General features: G+C 68.3%; 1 protein-coding gene. It reads right to left on the bottom strand.

From position 1 onward, the window contains the following. Positions 1–82: 82 nt before the first annotated feature. Positions 83–631, bottom strand: a 549-nt coding sequence (locus tag ACOADB_RS19490) for a class I adenylate-forming enzyme family protein (protein WP_378602246.1), incomplete at its 5' end; no start/stop codon positions are given.

Here is a 631-nt window from a genome sequence, read left to right as displayed (position 1 = left end):
ACGACCCGCCGCACTTCCGCCTCCCCCATCACCGGGAAGGTCGAGACGAGCGTGCCGTCGGCGGGGTTGAGGCTGTCGAACGTCATGCCTGCTCCTTGGCGTACGACGCGCGCAGGTCGCGCTTGAGGATCTTGCCGGCGCCGCTCATCGGGAGCTCGGCGAGGAAGTCCACGCTGCGCGGCACCTTGTAGTTGGCGATCAGCCCCTTGACGTGGGCGATCAGGTCCTCGCTCGTGAAGTCGGCGTCGGGTGCCTTCACCACACAGGCGTGGACGGTCTCACCCCACTGGTCACTGGGCAGGCCGATGACGGCCGACTGCAGGACTCCGGGGAACTTCGAGATGGCGCCCTCGACCTCGGCGGAGTACACGTTCTCGCCGCCGGTGACGATCATGTCCTTGATCCGGTCGACCACGAACACGAAGCCATTGGCGTCGATGTAGCCGCCGTCGCCGGTGTGCATCCAGCCGTCCTTGAGGACCGCCGCGGTCTCCTCGGGCCGGTTCCAGTAGCCGAGCATCACGTTGGCGCCGAAGACGCAGATCTCGCCGACGGTGCCGGTCGGGACCGGGTTCCCTTCCTCGTCGAGGATCCGGACCTCGGTGTGCGGCGCGGCCTGGCCGGCAGCCGC

This window comes from Nocardioides sp. CPCC 206348, from assembly GCF_048654705.1.
Taxonomy (GTDB): Bacteria; Actinomycetota; Actinomycetes; order Propionibacteriales; family Nocardioidaceae; genus Nocardioides.
This window is presented reverse-complemented; position numbering and strand designations above follow the sequence as displayed.